The following is a 16496-nucleotide window of genomic DNA, read 5'->3' on the forward strand; positions in this document are numbered from 1 at the left end:
GTACTGAAAAAGCCGGGGCGCCACCTCCTGATGGAGATGACGCCCCGGCCGGCCGAGCAGTTGCTTACAGGCCCAGATCAGCTTCGAACGAGGCTTCTTCCAACCGCTGCTTAACAGTGGTGAGGAATCGGCCGGCGTCGGCGCCGTCGACCAGACGGTGATCGTAGGTCAGCGGCAAGTAGATCATCGAGCGAACGCCGATGGACTCGTTGCCGTTCTCGTCGGTGACCACCATCGGGCGCTTGACGATCGCGCCGGTTCCGAGCATGGCCGCCTGCGGCGGTACCAGGATCGGGGTGTCGAACAGCGCGCCCTGGCTGCCGATGTTGGTGATGGTGAAGGTGCCACCCGAGAGCTCGTCCGGCTTCAGGCCACCCGAGCGTGCACGCTTGGCGATGTCGGCGATGGCGCGGGCCAAGCCGGCCAGGCCGAGATCGCCGGCGTTGTGGATGACGGGGGAGAGCAAGCCCTGATCGGTGTCCACTGCGATGCCGAGGTGCTCAGCGTCGTAGTAGGTGATCTGCTTGGCAGCCTCGTCGTAGCTGGCGTTGATGTTCGGGTGCGACTTCAGCGCCTCGACGACTGCCTTGGCGAAGAACGGAAGGAACGTCAGGTTGACGCCTTCGCGCTCGATGAAGCCGGCCTTGGCACGGGCCCGCAGGGCGACGATCTTGGTGACGTCCACCTCGAAGGTCTGCGTGAGCTGAGCGGTGTTCTGCAGCGACTCGCGCGTCTTGGTGGCCGTGATCTGCCGAATACGGTTGGCCTTCTGCGTGGTTCCACGCAGGTGTGCCAGTTCGGGTCGGACGCCTGCGGCTGCGGTGGCGGCCGGTGCGGCCGCGGGTGCTGCAGCAGCAGGAGCTGCGGCGGCGGGAGCCTTCTTGGCCTCCGCAGCGGCGAGCACATCCTGCTTGCGGATGCGGCCGCCGACGCCGGTGCCGGTGACGGTCGCGAGGTCGACGCCGTTGTCCGTTGCGAGCTTGCGCACGAGCGGGGTGACGTACGGGCTGCTGTCGCCGGACGCTGCGGGGGCAGCCGCCGGTGCGGGAGCCGCAGCAGGCTTCGGAGCGGGGGCGGCCGGTGCGGCAGCAGGCTTGGGTGCCTCGGCCTTGGGTGCCTCAGCCTTCGGTGCTTCAGCCTTGGGGGCAGGGGGTGCGGCCGGTGCTGCGGGAGCGGCCTTGGGTGCCGGAGCCGCGGCGGGTGCGCCGGATCCGACGACGGCCAGCTGGCCACCGATCTCGACGGTGTCGTCTTCCTGCGCATTGATCTCGAGCAGGATTCCGGCGACGGGGGACGGGATCTCCGTGTCGACCTTGTCGGTCGAGACTTCGAGCAGCGCCTCGTCGACGGCAACCTCGTCGCCGACAGCCTTGAGCCAACGGGTGACGGTGCCTTCGGTGACGGACTCACCGAGGGCGGGCATCGTCACGGCGGTACCTTCAGCGGAACCGCTCGAAGCGGCGGGTGCCTCGGCAGCGGGAGCTTCTTCAGCGGGAGCTTCGGCAGCCGGCGCTTCCTCGGCGGGAGCTTCCTCGGCGGCGGGGGCGGGTGCCTCTGCCGCTGGTGCTGCGGCTTCGCCGGCTTCACCGATCTGGGCGAGCTCGCCACCGATTTCCACGGTGTCGTCTTCCTGCGCGACGATCTTGGTCAGGACGCCGGCGACGGGAGACGGAATCTCGGTGTCGACCTTGTCCGTGGAGACTTCGAGCAAGGGTTCGTCGACTTCGACCGTGTCTCCTTCCTGCTTGAGCCACCGTGTGACAGTTCCCTCGGTGACGCTCTCACCTAGGGCTGGCATCTGGACGGAGAAGGCCATGTCTTTTGACTCCTCGACAGTTGTGTTCGGGTTGTTGAATTTTGTCGACTTGTGGTCGTAATGCATTGTGCTCGAGTGGCGCGCGACGTGCGGCTACTTGTAGCTATTTTGCCGATGTCGACGCGCGGGCGCGGCGTCACCGTCGTTCATCTTTCCATTGATACGCCGGGCGTGTCCTATGAGGGGGATGCCGTCCGTTTCGGGTGTGTCGGCTACTGGCGAGTAGGTATGCGTCGGGGGTCCGGCTGTAACGTCGTAAGCGGACCAAACGGTATGTCGTGCGCAGGCACAACGGACATCGCCTGGCAAACTTGACATATCGCCGGGGTGCATCCGCGGCGTCGGTACCGAGGAGGGTACGACCGTGGGACTGTTCGATCGTTTCAAGCGTCCGCCGAGTGCGGCTCAGGTCGCAGCGCAAAGTGATGCGGATCATCTGGCGAATTGGGCGCACTCGCACGAAGGCGTCGAAGCCTATGTGGAACCGCAGACGACGGTGACCGAGGTGACCGTCGTCCTGGTTGCGAAGGACGGGGAGTGGACTCGTCGTCGTGTCGGCGGCGAACGTGGTGCCCGCAAATTGGGACAGGACCTGAAGATCCCGGTCTACGACGTCCGCAAGACGGGATATCCGCAGCGTATGCGCGATCACGACGAACGTAAGCGAATCGAACGCAAGCGGGCCCGAGAGCAGGAATTACGCGACGGCGCCTGAACTGCTGTGCGCCTTTATTAACCGCGGGGGGTTAATAAAGGCGCACAGCAAGTGGTCAGCCGTTGACCGCGATGTCCTCCAGGACCGAGATCATCGTGCGAACCGGAACGCCGGTGCCGCCCTTGCCGGTGTAACCCCACGGCCCTGACGTGTTGTACGCAGGACCTGCGACGTCGATGTGCGCCCACTGGACACCCTCGGGAACGAATTCCTTGAGGTAGTGAGCGGCGACCAGCATGCCGCCCCAGCGGTGCGGGGTGACATTGGCCATGTCGGCGACCTTGGAGTCGAGATCTCCGCGCAGTTCCTCTGGCAGCGGCATGGCCCAACCGTTCTCGCCGACGCTCTGCGAGATGGAGGCGACGCGGTCACGGAACTCGTCCGTGCCCATGACGCCGGGGGTGCGGTTGCCGAGCGCCACCATCTGCGCACCGGTGAGGGTTGCGGTGTCGATCATGTAGTCGGGGTTGTCCTCACCCGCGCGAACCATCGCGTCGGCCAGGATCAAACGGCCCTCGGCGTCGGTGTTGACGACCTCGATGGTGATTCCGCCGTACTGGGTCAGCACGTCGCCGGGACGCTGCGCGGTCGCGGACGGCATGTTCTCGGCCATCGGAACGTATGCGACGACGTTGACGGGCAGACCGAGCTTGGCGGCAAGCACGACGGTGGAGATGACGGCTGCGGCGCCGCCCATGTCCGAGGTCATGTTCTCCATCCCGGCGGCGGGTTTGATGGAGATTCCGCCGGTGTCGAAGGTGATGCCCTTGCCCACCAGTGCGACCTTGCGGGCTCCACGCTTCTTCGACGCGTATTCGAGGCGGACGAGACGAGGCTGGCGTGACGAGCCCTTGCCGACGCCGATGATTCCGCCGTAGCCACCCTTCTCGAGTGCCTTCTCGTCGAGCACCTGGACGGTGAGCCCGGCCTCGACGCCCAGTGCCTTGGCGCGCGCGGCGAACTCGGCGGGGTAGAGGTGGCTCGGGGGAGTGTTGACGAACTCGCGTGCGGTGGCGACGGCCTCGGCGATCGCTGCCGACCGTGCCAGCGTTGCCTTGGTCTCCTTCGTGCGCGGCGAGGGCACCAGAAGTTCGACGCGGGCCAGTGGCTGCGAATCAGGACCGGGAGCCGTCATGGACGACTTGAATTCGGTGAAGCTGTACGCGCCCAACGCAAATCCCTCGGCGGCTGCGCCGAGATCGAGGATCGAGAGCGTGGTTGCGACGGTGTCGATGCCGGACAGCGAGCGAGCTGCAGCGCCCGCGGACTTGCGGATCTGCTCACTGTCGAGCTTGTCGGCGGAGCCGAGTCCGACGGCGAGGACGCTGGTGACCGACAGCGCGCTCGGTGCCGGGACGCGGGTGAGCTGCTCGGGCTTGCCGGTGGCGCCGACGGCGATGAGGCTGTCGAGGATCTCGGCGAGCACGTCTTCGGCGACGATGCCTTCGCTGAGTGCGATCTCGGGGCCGTCCGGACCCGACGTCAGACCGACGACCAATATCTCTGCGCGCTTGGCGACTGTGCCGGCGAGAACGAGGTCGGGTCCCAACGATCGGGCTGTGCGAGTGCTCAAGGTGTCTCCTGTGAGGTGAGTGTGCGATGCGTCCGGTTCTGGCGGATGCCTGAGTCGATGTTAGGCCCTTTGCCGTTTGCGGACGGGCGATCGTCACGGCCGGGTGAGCTCTCGCTGCGGACATGTTTCGATCGGCGAAGTCCGATAGGTTGTGGGCCATGACCGACGAACAACTGTTGCAGGGCCCGATCCACCCCGTCCACGTCGAACTCGGCGCGACGTTCGCGCCGTTCGGGGGATGGCAGATGCCGGTTTCGTACGCCGGCGTCGTGGCCGAACACACCTCTGTGCGTGAGAATGTCGGACTCTTCGACGTCAGTCACCTCGGCAAGGCCGTCGTGCGTGGCGCGGGCGCCGCAGAATTCGTGAACTCCGCACTGACAAACGATCTGAACAAGATCGGGCCGGGTAAGGCTCAGTACACGTTGTGCTGCAACGAGTCCGGTGGTGTCATCGACGACCTCATCGCGTACTACGTCAGCGACGACGAGATCTTCCTCGTCCCGAACGCGGCCAATACCGCGGACGTCGTTGCGGCTCTGGTCGCCCTCGCACCGGACGGAATCACCGTCGAGGATCAGCATCGTGCCTACGGTGTGCTGGCTGTGCAGGGTCCGAAATCGGTGGCGGTTCTGACGGCGCTGGGACTTCCCACCGAGATCGAGTACATGGCGTACGAAGATGCGGAATGGAACGGCGTGCCTGTTCGTGTGTGCCGCAGCGGTTACACCGGTGAGGTCGGCTACGAACTCCTGCCGCGGTGGGAGGACAGCGAGCCGTTGTTCCGTGCGCTTCTCGAGGCAGTGCGCGCCGAGGGTGGGCAGGCCGCCGGACTCGGCGCTCGTGACACTCTTCGTACCGAGATGGGTTATCCGCTGCACGGGCATGAGCTTTCGCTCGAGATTTCTCCGCTCGAAGCGCGCTGCGGATGGGCGATCGGTTGGAAGAAGCCGACATTCTGGGGCAAAGAGACCTTGACCGACGAGAAGGCTGCCGGCCCGGCTCGCAAACTCTGGGGGATCAAGGCTCTCGACCGCGGTGTGCTTCGTGCCGGCCTCGGTGTTCTGCGTGACGGCGAGGCAATCGGCGAGACCACCTCGGGGACGTTTTCGCCTTCGCTCAAAGTGGGAATTGCGTTGGCCCTCCTCGATTCCGGTGCCAATGTCTCGGCCGGCGACGAGATCGAAGTCGACGTCCGTGGTCGTGCTCTTCGGTGCGTCGTGGTGTCTCCTCCGTTCGTGGAGACCAACACCAAGTAGAGAGCTTTTTCACGTTCGATAGGATTGCGCCCATGACAGGTGCCGCCGATTTCGTTCGTGTTCAGAGCTCGTCCCCGAAGTCCGACGCCGAGCGCCGTGACATTTTGGCGGCGCCCGGCTTCGGGCGGCACTTCACCGACCACATGGTCTCGATCGACTACACCGCGGGCAAGGGCTGGCACGACGCCCAGGTGTTGCCGTACGGAAACATCGAGCTCGATCCGGCCGCAATGGTTTTGCATTACGGACAGGCCATCTTCGAGGGCCTCAAGGCATACCGTCAGCCGGGTGGCGAGATCAGCTCGTTCCGCGTCGAGGCCAACGCCGAGCGTTTCGCAGCATCTGCGCGCCGTCTGGCCATGCCGGAGCTCCCGTCGCAGATGTTCATCGATTCCATCACCGAACTGATCGACGTCGATCTCGACTGGGTTCCCGCAGCCGGTGGCGAGGACGCGCTCTACCTCCGTCCGTTCATGTTCTCCACCGAAGCCGGACTCGGTGTCCGTCCCGCCGACGAGTACCGCTACCTGCTGATCGCCTCACCCGCCGGTGCGTACTTCCCGCGCGGCGTCAAGCCGGTCAGTGTGTGGCTGTCCACCGAATACGTTCGCGCGGCCCCTGGCGGTACCGGCGCGGCCAAGTTCGCCGGCAACTACGCCGCTTCGCTCCTCGCCCAGGCGCAAGCTGCCGACGAGGGTTGCGACCAGGTGGTCTGGCTCGACGCCATCGAGCGCACGTACGTCGAGGAAATGGGTGGAATGAACCTGTTCTTCGTCTTCGGCTCCGGCCCCGACGCTCGCCTCGTGACGCCGTCGCTGTCCGGTTCGTTGCTGCCGGGCATCACGCGCAACTCGTTGCTCGCCCTTGCCGCCGATTCCGGTTTCGCCGTCGAGGAGCGCAAGATCAGCACCGACGAATGGCGCACCAAGTGCAAGAGCGGTGAAATCACCGAGGTCTTCGCTTGCGGCACAGCAGCAGTCATCACCCCCGTCGGACGCGTCAAGTCCGCCGAGGGCGAGTTCACCATCGCCGACGGCGAGCCGGGTGAAGTGACGATGGCACTGCGCGACACCCTCACGGGGATTCAGCGCGGCACCTTCGCCGACACCCACGGCTGGATGACCAAGCTTCACTGATCGCTGGTTCGTTCCGCGAGCAACCGCTCGCGGAAGAACTGCAGAATCTCGTCTCGAGCGACGGTGGTGGGCGATCCCGCCTCGTCGACGAGATGAGCCGTCACCACGCTGTGTGGATTGGCAATGACGTGTTCGAAGAACGGTGACGTTGTCGCGTTGGCCGCTTCGTCGGGCAGTACCTTTCCGACGAAGCGCTCGCCCATGGCCTTCGAGTAGGCCGCGAATCGCTGTGCGCGGCAGAACGGGTCACCTTGAAACCGGTATGCGAGCACCGTGAGGTCTTCGGCCTCGAGTCTCGAGCGCACGGCTTCGAGTTCTTCGGGCCCGCTGTCGGTTTCGTCCGGTCGGTCGAGCGGTAACGACGGTTGGGCGAGAACCGGCGCGATGACCGAGGGTTCGAGCATCATCGACAACGCGAAGTTTCCGGTGAAGCACATCCCGATCACGCCAACGCCAGGACCGCCGCACTCCTCGTGTGCCGAAGCGGCGAGTGCACGCAGCCAACGGACCGCCGGACTCGGTTCGTCGACAGCGAGGGCGCGGAACTCCGCACTGACGCAGGCTCTCTTGAACACCGTCAGCCCCTCGTCCACTGTGGGGACCGCTCCGGCGCGCCCGAACAGTGACGGAACGAAGACAGTGAAACCGGCGTCGCGCACCCAGCGGGCGAATCGCGCTACATGCGGGCTGATGCCCGGCATCTCCGGCATGACGATTACTGCGGGACCGGTGCCGGCCACGTACACGGACTTCGCCACTGCGTCGATCGTGATCGTTCGACGGTCGAAGTCTTCGAGTGGATCGTCTTCGGTCATGCTCCGGTTCGGCACGGTGAGCCCTCTCAGTAGTCGAAACAATTCCTCTGCACAGTCTTTCGGCGCGGGATCAACTACAGAAGAGGGCGGTTCGCCACGTTTTCGGGCTGGCTCGCCAAACGCCTTATCCGGTGCCGCCGTTGCGGAATCGCTTTCGGTAGTCGGCCGGGCTGATGCCGACGCGGTCGGCGAACAGGCGACGGAAGGTTCCAGGATCCTGATAACCGATGTGCCCCAAGATCTTTCCGATAGACCAGTCGGTCGATTCCAACAACCGTTTCGCTTTTCGGATCCGTGCACGCTGCAGGTAACTGCGCGGCGATTCCCCGGTCTCGTCCTTGAACTTCCGAAGCATGGTTCGGGTGCTGAGGTGAAAAGCATCCGACAGCAGATCCAAGTCGTAAGGCTCCGCCATCCGTTCGACCAGCCAACCTCCGACGTCGTCGGCGAACTGTGTGTGTTTGACGGGCAGTATCGAGTCGACGATGTACGGAGATTGACTGGTTCGGTTTTCCGGCGCCAGAGTAATTCTTGCAGTCGTTCGCGCAATCTTGTCGCCGAGGTGCTCGCGCACGAGTGCTGTTGCGAGGTCGAGCGCGGCAGTGAACGCCGCAGTGGTGGTGACGCCGTCATCCTGGACGATCAACGAGTCGGTTCGAACCGTCGCACCGGGGTAACGACTCGCGAGGTCCGCACCGTACAGCCACGACGTCGTACATCGGCGTCCGTCGAGCAGTCCCGCCTCGCCCAGCAGATACGCGCCGACGCAGACCGACGACACCCGAACGCCGCGCGCCTCGCACGCACGGATGAACTCGATTTCTCTGTCCCACAGCGACAAACGCGTCGTAGGGTCTTCGGACGGCACGAGGTCGAACCCCGGCACAACCAGGTGATCGATGTCGTGATGCCCCTCCTGCACCCCGAGCGAAAATCCACCTGCCGCAACTACGGGCGTGCCCGACGCTGCGATGACCGATACCTCGAAGGGGTCGGCGGGCGCTCCATCAGCGACCCGATTCGCGATCAGGAGGAGGTCGGTGAAAACGAAGATCTCGGCCGCCAGGCAACCTTCGTACGCAAGGACACCTACTCGCACGACGTCGGATCACAGTCCGAGAGTGAGGCCGACGGCAGTAAGCGTCACAGTGAGTTCGAGTGCGAATCCGAGAACGTCTCCGTTGAGTCCGCCGAATCTACGGACGCAGTGACGCACGCACAGCACACTGATCACCAGCGCCGACGCGGTCACGAGAGGGCCGAGCCACCACCGGTCGGTGGCAAAGGCGGAAGTGGCGATCAGCGGAACCGACCATACGATTGCGGCCCAGAGCGGTTGTGAATCGGCGACGAGCGCACCGAATCCGCTCGGGCCAGACGCGAGAATACCTCGGCGGCAGGCAAAAACGACGGCCACACGACCCGCAGCGACAGAAACGAGAACGGCGATCCACTGCGTGGGGGAGTCGGCAACAGCGAGGACGCCGAAGGAGACCGATTGCAGCCCAAGGAAGATGAACAGTGCCGCGACCCCGAACGGTCCGGCACCGCCGCTGTGCATGACCTCGCGGGCGCGCTCCGGTGGACCGTAACAACCCAGTCCGTCGACGGAGTCTGCCAGTCCGTCCACGTGCATCCCGCGTGTCCCGAGAGCGAGCGCACCGACCGTCAGCAAGCCTGCGAGATAGGGATTCAGGCCGATACTGGTTGTGCCCCAGAGCAGAAACGTCGCGGCAATGCCGAGTGCGATCCCGGTGAGCGGAGCTGCCGCGATGGCGCGACGACCGGCAGTTCGGTCGATGTCGGAGGGACCACGAACCGGAAGGACCGTCAGCCACGAGAAGGCCAGAGGCACTCCGGACAGCGGGCCCGCCATGCTCACTCCGCCGTATCGGTCTTGGTCAGGTCGATCGACTCCGGTTCGTCGGCAGGTGCGCTGCCCTGAGTGCTGACACCGGCTTCGGAGAATGTCGCCATCTTGCCCAGGATTGCCACTGCGCCCTGAAGAATCGGGAGCGCTGTGACTGCACCGGAACCTTCACCGAGACGCATGTCGAACTCGACGATCGGGTCGAGACCCATGCGGGTCAATGCGATGGTGTGGGCGGGTTCGGTGGAGCGGTGTCCGGCGACCCACCATTCACGTGCGCCGAAAGCCAGTTCGTCGGCAACCATGGCGGCTGCGGTGACCACTACGCCGTCGAGGATCACCGGCGTACGACGCGAAGCTGCCTGGGCCAGAAAGCCGGCCATCGCGGCGAGGTCGCCACCCGAAGACGTGCGCAGCAGCGCGACTGTGTCGCGAACGTGCGGACGGGCGCGACGGAGAGCGTCGCGAATCGCTGCGGTCTTGCGGATCCACCCGGCGTCGTCGATACCGGTACCTCGACCCACGACCGCGACGGGTTCACTGTCCGTCAGGGCTGCGATGAGTACGGTTGCGGGCGTCGTGTTGCCGATGCCCATGTCGCCGGCGATGAGAAGATCTGCGCCCCCGTCGATTTCCTCGTCCGCGATCGCTCGGCCGGCGGCGATGGCCTGAAGGGTTTCCTCGTTCGACATGGCGTCTTCGCGGTCAATGGACCCGGAAGACCTGCGCACCTTGTGGTTCGAGACGGACGGATCGGTATCGCCGTCCACTGCGATGTCGACGACGCGTACCGTGGCGCCGGCAACCTCGGCGAGGACGTTGACTGCCGCGCCGCCCCCGAGGAAGTTGGCGACCATCTGTGCGGTCACTTCCGGCGGATAGGCGGAGACGCCGTTGCGGGCGATTCCGTGATCACCCGCGAAGACGACGACGCGAGGCCGAGCGAAAGCGTGTGGGGGACAAACTCCTTGGCAGGCTGATGCCCAGCCGGCGAGAGCCTCCAGTCGGCCCAGCGAACCGGCCGGCTTGGTCAGATCACGCTGACGCGCATCGGCCTGCGCTCGCACCTCGCGGTCGGGCGGGGTGACGGGTTCGAAGTCGGCGTTACTGACTGGCGCGACGTCAGGGTTGGATTCTGGGTTGGCAACTGGATTCGCCCCTGAAATGGCCCCTGGATTGGCCTCGGTACTCACATCGTGCCTTCCGGTTGTGCAGCAGTATCTTTCAAGATGAGCGGTAACCCTGCAACCACTAGTACGACACGATCGCACACCGCGGCGATACGAGCGTTGAGAGTGCCGATCTCGTCGCGGAACAATCGTCCGGACCGCGTCTCGGGGATGACGGCCAAACCCACTTCGGGGCTGACCAGCACCAGGTGTCCACGATAGTTCTCGACACTGGCGACCAGGCTGTCCGCAGCGGGAGTGACGGTGCCGCGCGGAGCGTCCCAGGCGCCTTGCCGATCGAGTTCCGTGGTCAGCCACGTTCCCAGATCGTCGACCAACGTCGCTGTGTGTGAATCGCTTTCGAGCTGTGCCGCGAGGTCGCCGGCATCTGCGGTTTCGACAGTCGACCAATGGGAAGGCCGCCTGTTGCGGTGCTGGTCGATCCGGCTCTCCCAGTCTGCGTCGGAGACATCGCGCCTTGCCGTCGCCAGGTACCGGATCGGTGCCGAACCTTCGGGTAGGTGGCCTCCACAAACCAAATCCTCGGCGTGCGCGGACTTACCAGACCGCGCGCCGCCGAGGACCAATGTTCTATACGTGTTCGTCACGCTCAGATTGCGTCGCCCGGCCCCACACGAGGCTTCGGTGCGCGCAGCTTACGGATCTGCGACGCGCGAACGAACGCGTACCAGCCGAGCTTGAATCCGCCGTCGGTGCTGTCGGGGAAGCGCTCGGCGACGCGGTTGTTGATCATGCGACCGAGCCAGATGCCTTCACCGACCATGAAGAGCATCATCACGAGCATTGCCAGTGTGACGATCTGCTGGAGCGCGGGCGTGACGAACATGGTCATGATGAGGATCAACGCGAGCGGCATGAACAGCCCGACGAGGTTGCGGCGAGCGTCGATGAAGTCACGGACGTAGGCGCGAACCGGTCCCTTGTCGCGGGGGAGCAGGTACTTGTCCTCGCCGGCGAGCATGCGGGCGCGGCGGTCTGCCGACGATGCGCGACGCTCGGCGGCTTCGGCCTTGCGGTCCTCCTTGGAGCCGCGGGTCGCCTTGCGGCGGGCGCGGGCTTCCTTCGCGGTCAGCGGGGCAGGGGCAACGGGGCCACGCCTCTTCGCCTCGGCGTCACGACGCTTGGGTGTGGGGCGGCCCTTGCCCACCTGCTCGATGGGCGACTCTTCGGAGGCCGAGGATGCCTCAGTGCCCTCGACGTCACGTTTGTCGGAGTTGTCTGAGTCACCGCGGCGTAGCAATTTCACACCTCCAGGCTATTGGATAAGTGCACGGTCTGGGAAACCGACCTCGGTCTTTCTGAAAAACCCAATCGCCCGAGGCACTGAAACGCGCGAGATCGTGAAACATCGGGGTCATTCGGGACTCTTAGACTTCGGTTATGCGGGTAATAGTTGCTCCGGATTCATTCGGCGAAACCCTGACTGCCGTCGCGGCGGCCGAATCCATTTCTGCCGGCTGGCGGCGCGGTCGACCCGGCGACGACGTCGTCATCGCGCCACAATCCGACGGTGGTCCGGGATTCGTCGACGTCTTGGCCACGGTCGGGGGCGACATCCGGACTGCACGGGTGTCCGGGCCTTTGACCGCCGCCGTCGACGCCACGTGGCTGTTCGAGTCGGACACGGCGTACATCGAGTCCGCCGAGGCCGTCGGGCTCGGCCTGCTCGGAGGTCCGCCGACGCGGGACACCGCACTCGCCGCGCACAGTCGCGGTGTGGGAGAGCTGATCGCTGTCGCGCTCGAGGCAGGCGTGAAGACGGTTGTCGTCGGACTCGGTGGGAGTTGCTGCACCGACGGGGGACGTGGACTGGTGGAGGCGCTGGGCGGCCTGGAGGCTGCAACGGCGGCTACGGCAGGCATTCAGTTGGTCGCCGCCACCGACGTCGAACACGTACTTCTCGGCGAGCACGGTGCGGCAGCGGTGTTCGGCCCGCAAAAGGGCGCCGACGCCGAAGCCGTCGCAGTCCTCGAAGCGAGCAACGCGAGATGGGCCGAACAGTTGGAGTCCGTCACCGGAAAACGAGTGTCGAATTTTCCGGGTGCCGGCGCCGCGGGTGGTATCGGTGCCGCGTTCTTTGCGCTCGGTGCACAGCGGCGATCCGGGGCCGACGTCGTCGCGGATCGCACCGGACAGGCCGCGCTACTGGCATCCGCTGACCTGGTGATCACAGGCGAAGGCAAGTTCGACCACCAATCTCTGCGCGGCAAACTCGTCACAACGCTCGCTTCGGCGGGGGCAGCGCACGGCGTTCCGACGCTCGTCTTTGCCGGCCAGGTGACGCTCGACGAGGCGGACTATGCGTCGACCTCGATAGTCGCGGCGAAGTCGGTGACGGATTTCGCCGGGTCGGTGGAACGTGCGATGGAGGAAGCGTCGGCGTGTCTCGAGGGACTCGCCGAACACACGGCACGCGAGTGGAACATCTGGCGCGGCGTCCGGAGGTGAGGATCCACAAGCGTCGACGCGCCGTTGCCGTGTCTGGAAGACCGGATAGGATGAAGACGAATCGCACCCGGTAAAGGACTGGCGGGAATAAGTCGGCAGCGGCGTACCGTTGAAGCGTTCACGGGTTGGTACGAACATTAGGGAGAGCCCATGACTGTGCAGAACGAGACCGCCACCCACGGCGTCAAGATGACCGAGGCCGCGTCCGCCAAGGCGAAGGCACTCTTCGATCAGGAGGGTCGCGACGACCTCGCGCTGCGTATCGCAGTGCAGCCCGGCGGCTGTGCCGGACTGAAGTACCAGCTGTTCTTCGACGACCGCACGCTCGACGGTGACCTCACTGTCGACTTCAACGGCGTCAACCTGGTTGTCGACCGGATGAGCGCGCCGTACGTCGAAGGTGCGTCCATCGACTTCCTCGACACCATCGAGCAGCAGGGCTTCTCGATCGACAACCCCAATGCAACAGGCTCCTGCGCCTGCGGTGACTCGTTCAACTGAGTCTGTCGATCACAACTCAATTCACGAACAACTGACGCGGAACCGACAATCGGTTTCGCGTCAGTTGTTTGTGGTGACTCGTACGTAGACCGTTCCGATCCGACAGCTCGGGCGCCGATGACGGCGCTACGGGCGGTAACGTGAACTTTTGCTCCTCTTTCATTCTTGTACTCACTTCGCTGAAAGGCCACGATCCGTGACTATTGCGGTAACCGGTTCCATCGCCACCGACCACTTGATGCGCTTCCCCGGCCGCTTCGCCGATCAGCTCCTCGCCGATCAGCTCGCCCACGTTTCGCTGAGTTTCCTGGTCGACGATCTCGTGATTCGCCGCGGTGGTGTCGGCGGCAACATCGCTTACGCCATGGGCGTGCTCGGTGGGTCCCCGCTACTCGTCGGCGCAGTCGGTGCCGACTTCGCCGAGTACCGCACGTGGCTCGAGGACAACGGCGTCGACTGCAGCGCGGTCCGTATCTCGGACAAGGCACATACGGCGCGTTTCGTGTGCACCACCGACGAGGACATGGCGCAGATCGCGTCGTTCTACCCCGGTGCGATGAGCGAGGCTCGCGAGATCGAACTCGCGGCAGTGGCCAAGACTGCGGGCGCAGTCGAGTTGGTGCTGATCGGCGCCAACGACCCCGAGGCCATGGTTCGCCATACCGACGAATGCCGTCTGCTCGGGATTCCGTTCGCAGCGGATCCGTCGCAGCAGCTTGCCCGCCTGTCCGGTGACGAGGCCAAGGCGCTCATTCACGGCGCGAAGTACTTGTTCACCAACGAGTACGAGTGGGGTCTGCTTCAGCAGAAGACTGGTCTGAGCGAGGAAGAGATCCGCGCGCAGGTCGGCATCCGTGTCACCACCCTCGGTTCCAAGGGTGTGGAAATTGTTGACGCCGAAGGTAATTGGGTGCGCGTCGACGTAGTTCCCGAGACCGGCAAGGTGGATCCGACGGGCGTTGGCGACGGCTTCCGCGCCGGGTTCCTGCTCGCACACGGCGCCGGTCTGAGCTTCGAGCGTGCTGCACAGTTGGGATCTTTGGTCGCTGTGTTGATTCTCGAGACCGTGGGAACGCAGGAGTGGGTGTTCAATCGCGACGAGGCACTCAAGCGCCTTACCGACGCATACGGCAGCGCGGCAGCGGACGAGATCGCGACGATCCTGCCGAAGTAGGGCTCCGCCCCGTGAGTGGTTGAGGAGTTCGGAGACTCCCTAACCGCTCACGGGGCCGAAGGCCTAGATATTGACCGGGTACACCGGCTCCTGGATCTGCGGCACGATGCGCTTCTCCACGAAGATTCCGTGCCAGACCATGAAGGTCAGGACGGTCCACAGGCGTCGGCTGTGGTCGGACACGCCCTCGCGGTGATCGTTGAGCATCTTCACGACGGCCTGCTTGTCGAAGATGTGGTCGGTACCCGACTCCTCGATCTGCAGATGTGCCCAGTCGAAGAGTTCGGTGCCGCGCAGCCAATGGCGCAGGGGAACCGGGAATCCGAGCTTCGCACGGTGCAGAACATGGTGCGGCACAATGCCTTCCAGGGCCTGGCGCAGTGCGTACTTGGTCGTGTCCTTCGTGATCTTCTGATCGAGCGGTACGCGTGACGCGACGTCGAAGACCTCGGGATCGAGGAACGGCACACGCAGTTCCAGCGAGTTGGCCATCGTCATCTTGTCTGCCTTGACGAGGATGTCGCCGCGCAGCCAGGTGAACAGGTCGAGATGCTGCATCCGCGCAACCGGATCCCAGTCCCGTGACTGCGCGTAGATCGGCGCGGTGACGTCCTGGTGCGTCCACTCCGGACGGAAATCGCGCAGGACGGCGCGGAGCTGAGCGTCGTTGAAGCTACGAGCATTTCCGTAGTAGCGCTCCTCGAGGGTCAACGAACCGCGATTGAGCAGGCTCTTGCCGCGAGTGCCGTCCGGGATGCGTTCGGACAACTTGCCCGCGGCCCGACGCAGTCCCTTGGGGAGGTACTCGAAAGGCTTGAGCGACAACGGCTCACGGTAGATCGTGTAGCCGCCGAACAACTCGTCGGCACCCTCGCCGGACAGCACGACCTTGACGTGCTTGCGCGCTTCCTTCGCGATGAACCACAGCGGAATCAATGCCGGATCGGCTACCGGGTCGTCGAGGTACCAGACGATCTCGGGAATGGCAGCGGCGAACTCGGCGGGGGAGACCACCTTGACGACGTGCTTCGCGCCGATCGCCGCGGCAGATTCTGCAGCGACGTCGACCTCGGAATAGCCCTCACGTTCGAAACCGGTCGTGAAGGTGATCAGGTTGGGGTTGTGGCGCATCGCCAGCGCCGCGATCGCCGTGGAGTCGATACCACCGGACAAGAACGAACCGACGGTGACGTCGGCGCGCATGTGCTTGGCGACCGAATCCTCGAGTGCCTCGGCGATTTCCTGGTAGCGCGCCTTCTCGGTGCCAGGTGCAAAAGGCTTGGCCGGGAACTTCGGCGTGAAATACCGCGTGAACGTGGGCTCCTCGCCCGGACGCACCCGAGCGAAGCTGCCCGACTCCAGGCGGCGGATCTGCTTGTGCAGTGTTTCGGGCTCCGGTACGTACTGCAGAACGGTGTAGTGCTCGATGGCACGCGGATCCAGCTCGGTACCGATGCCGATCAGATCGGTGAGTTCGAGCAGGCTCTTCTTCTCGCTGCCGAACGCGGTGCCGCCGGCGCCGGTCGCGATGAACAGCGGCTTGATCCCGAACGGATCGCGCGCGATGAACAGCTCGCGTGTGTCGGTGTCCCAGATCGCGAACGCGAACATTCCGCGCAGGCGCCGGACCGCGTCCTCACCCCAGTAGTGGAATGCAGCGACGATGGCCTCGGAGTCGCCCTCGGTGAAGAACTTGGCGTCGTGGTCCTTGACCAGTTCGGCGCGGATCTCCAAGTAGTTGTAGATCTCGCCGTTGAACGTGAGCGCATAACGCTCCGGGTTCTCCGGTGGGCCCCAACGCAGCGGCTGGTGGGAATGAGCGATGTCGATGATCGCCAGGCGGTTGAACCCGAAGACGAGGTGATCGTCGTTCCACGTCCCGTGTTCGTCCGGCCCGCGGTGACGAAGGCAATGCATCGCCTGGTCGACCCGCGAGACGGCGTCCTCGCTGGTTCCGCCAGATGTCAGTAGCCCGAGCAGTCCACACACAGCGTCCGGT

General features: G+C 64.8%; 15 protein-coding genes. 6 read left to right on the plus strand and 9 right to left on the minus strand.

Annotation, left to right across the window (positions count from 1 at the left end):
* Positions 1 to 64: 64 nt before the first annotated feature.
* A complete protein-coding gene (gene sucB, locus P3G66_RS13930) occupies positions 65 to 1816 on the minus strand; it encodes a 2-oxoglutarate dehydrogenase, E2 component, dihydrolipoamide succinyltransferase (RefSeq protein WP_058227023.1) in 1752 nt (583 codons plus the stop codon).
* Positions 1817 to 2180: 364 nt separating this feature from the next.
* Here sucB and P3G66_RS13935 point away from each other — a divergent pair, with 364 nt between their 5' ends.
* On the plus strand, positions 2181 to 2531 hold the full coding sequence (locus tag P3G66_RS13935) for an oxidoreductase (RefSeq protein ID WP_276116729.1): 351 nt from the start codon (positions 2181 to 2183) through the stop codon (positions 2529 to 2531).
* Between the two features lie 55 nt (positions 2532 to 2586).
* Here P3G66_RS13935 and P3G66_RS13940 read toward each other — a convergent pair whose 3' ends face one another.
* Positions 2587 to 4104, minus strand: a complete 1518-nt coding sequence (locus tag P3G66_RS13940) for a leucyl aminopeptidase (RefSeq protein WP_020908114.1) — start codon at positions 4102 to 4104, stop codon at positions 2587 to 2589.
* 158 nt (positions 4105 to 4262) lie between these two features.
* Between P3G66_RS13940 and gcvT the strand changes: the two genes are divergently transcribed.
* Together gcvT and P3G66_RS13950 are read left to right on the plus strand one after the other, a co-directional pair.
* Positions 4263 to 5363, plus strand: a complete 1101-nt coding sequence (gcvT, locus tag P3G66_RS13945; protein ID WP_003941726.1) for a glycine cleavage system aminomethyltransferase GcvT — start codon at positions 4263 to 4265, stop codon at positions 5361 to 5363.
* A gap of 32 nt (positions 5364 to 5395) precedes the next feature.
* Positions 5396 to 6499: a branched-chain amino acid aminotransferase gene (locus tag P3G66_RS13950; protein WP_003941766.1), complete on the plus strand. Its 1104-nt coding sequence runs from the start codon at positions 5396 to 5398 to the stop codon at positions 6497 to 6499.
* On the opposite strand, the gene P3G66_RS13955 is transcribed toward P3G66_RS13950, so the two are convergent.
* From P3G66_RS13955 to P3G66_RS13980, 6 genes are all read right to left on the minus strand, one after another.
* Positions 6493 to 7314 (minus strand): dienelactone hydrolase family protein, encoded by an 822-nt coding sequence (locus P3G66_RS13955; RefSeq protein WP_276116730.1) that lies wholly within the window; start codon positions 7312 to 7314, stop codon positions 6493 to 6495. The genes P3G66_RS13950 and P3G66_RS13955 overlap by 7 nt on opposite strands.
* 124 nt (positions 7315 to 7438) lie before the next feature.
* Positions 7439 to 8413 carry a helix-turn-helix domain-containing protein gene (locus P3G66_RS13960; RefSeq protein ID WP_276116731.1) on the minus strand — a complete coding sequence of 325 codons (975 nt, stop codon included), beginning with the start codon at positions 8411 to 8413 and terminating at the stop codon, positions 7439 to 7441.
* A gap of 9 nt (positions 8414 to 8422) precedes the next feature.
* On the minus strand, positions 8423 to 9190 hold the full coding sequence (locus tag P3G66_RS13965; protein WP_081341457.1) for an adenosylcobinamide-GDP ribazoletransferase: 768 nt from the start codon (positions 9188 to 9190) through the stop codon (positions 8423 to 8425).
* A gap of 2 nt (positions 9191 to 9192) precedes the next feature.
* Positions 9193 to 10251, minus strand: coding sequence for a nicotinate-nucleotide--dimethylbenzimidazole phosphoribosyltransferase (gene cobT / locus P3G66_RS13970; RefSeq protein ID WP_276116772.1), 1059 nt, complete (start codon positions 10249 to 10251; stop codon positions 9193 to 9195).
* Positions 10252 to 10373: 122 nt separating this feature from the next.
* Positions 10374 to 10961, minus strand: coding sequence for a bifunctional adenosylcobinamide kinase/adenosylcobinamide-phosphate guanylyltransferase (cobU, locus tag P3G66_RS13975; RefSeq protein WP_276116732.1), 588 nt, complete (start codon positions 10959 to 10961; stop codon positions 10374 to 10376).
* Positions 10962 to 10963: 2 nt separating this feature from the next.
* A complete protein-coding gene (locus tag P3G66_RS13980; RefSeq protein WP_276116733.1) occupies positions 10964 to 11620 on the minus strand; it encodes a DUF3043 domain-containing protein in 657 nt (218 codons plus the stop codon).
* Between the two features lie 134 nt (positions 11621 to 11754).
* On the opposite strand from P3G66_RS13980, the gene P3G66_RS13985 reads away from it, so the two are divergent.
* The 3 genes from P3G66_RS13985 to P3G66_RS13995 all read left to right on the plus strand — a co-directional run bounded on the left by P3G66_RS13985 (position 11755) and on the right by P3G66_RS13995 (position 14497).
* Positions 11755 to 12822: a glycerate kinase gene (locus P3G66_RS13985; protein WP_276116734.1), complete on the plus strand. Its 1068-nt coding sequence runs from the start codon at positions 11755 to 11757 to the stop codon at positions 12820 to 12822.
* Positions 12823 to 12972: 150 nt separating this feature from the next.
* Positions 12973 to 13323, plus strand: coding sequence for an iron-sulfur cluster assembly accessory protein (locus tag P3G66_RS13990; protein ID WP_007730053.1), 351 nt, complete (start codon positions 12973 to 12975; stop codon positions 13321 to 13323).
* A gap of 196 nt (positions 13324 to 13519) precedes the next feature.
* On the plus strand, positions 13520 to 14497 hold the full coding sequence (locus P3G66_RS13995) for a carbohydrate kinase family protein (RefSeq protein ID WP_003941700.1): 978 nt from the start codon (positions 13520 to 13522) through the stop codon (positions 14495 to 14497).
* A 63-nt stretch (positions 14498 to 14560) separates the two neighbouring features.
* Here P3G66_RS13995 and asnB read toward each other — a convergent pair whose 3' ends face one another.
* A complete protein-coding gene (asnB, locus tag P3G66_RS14000) occupies positions 14561 to 16486 on the minus strand; it encodes an asparagine synthase (glutamine-hydrolyzing) (RefSeq protein WP_003941790.1) in 1926 nt (641 codons plus the stop codon).
* Between the last annotated feature and the right edge of the window lie 10 nt (positions 16487 to 16496).

Origin of the sequence: Rhodococcus sp. C3V (assembly GCF_029269915.1) — a bacterium.
Classification (GTDB): Bacteria; Actinomycetota; Actinomycetes; order Mycobacteriales; family Mycobacteriaceae; genus Rhodococcus_F; species Rhodococcus_F qingshengii.

Bases quoted from the DNA above. Each gene is read 5' to 3' on its own strand.
- sucB (WP_058227023.1), bottom strand. From the start codon at position 1,816: ATGGCCTTCTCCGTCCAGATGCCAGCCCTAGGTGAGAGCGTCACCGAG.
- gcvT (WP_003941726.1), top strand. From the start codon at position 4,263: ATGACCGACGAACAACTGTTGCAGGGCCCGATCCACCCCGTCCACGTC.
- P3G66_RS13950 (WP_003941766.1), top strand. From the start codon at position 5,396: ATGACAGGTGCCGCCGATTTCGTTCGTGTTCAGAGCTCGTCCCCGAAG.
- P3G66_RS13955 (WP_276116730.1), bottom strand. From the start codon at position 7,314: ATGACCGAAGACGATCCACTCGAAGACTTCGACCGTCGAACGATCACG.
- P3G66_RS13965 (WP_081341457.1), bottom strand. From the start codon at position 9,190: ATGGCGGGCCCGCTGTCCGGAGTGCCTCTGGCCTTCTCGTGGCTGACG.
- P3G66_RS13985 (WP_276116734.1), top strand. From the start codon at position 11,755: ATGCGGGTAATAGTTGCTCCGGATTCATTCGGCGAAACCCTGACTGCC.
- P3G66_RS13990 (WP_007730053.1), top strand. From the start codon at position 12,973: ATGACTGTGCAGAACGAGACCGCCACCCACGGCGTCAAGATGACCGAG.